Annotated in this window: 1 tRNA gene; it reads left to right on the top strand. The window is 48.7% G+C overall.

The annotated features are described in order from the left end of the window. Positions 1-130: 130 nt before the first annotated feature. A tRNA-Phe gene (locus tag AC6CIF_RS31990) sits at positions 131-206 on the top strand. The last annotated feature ends 20 nt before the right edge of the window (positions 207-226 follow it).

Raw genomic sequence — 226 nt, 5'->3', positions numbered from 1 at the left:
CATGTATATGCTTCAGGGATGAGAATCCGTTTTTGGGTTCGTCGGAGCATTCACTTCGAGAGCATAAGCTTCGCAGTCTCGAACGAAGTGAGAGTATCCCGTCGGTTCCGCCATTTTTTTAATGTAGTAAGGCTCGGTAGCTCAGTCGGTAGAGCAGAGGACTGAAAATCCTCGTGTCGGCGGTTCGATTCCGTCCCGAGCCACCATTTATAACACCATGTAATAC

It is taken from the genome of Paenibacillus sp. GQ49 (assembly GCF_059759055.1).
The sequence above is the reverse complement of the archived record's forward strand: the minus strand, read 5'-3'. Positions and strand labels throughout refer to the sequence as shown.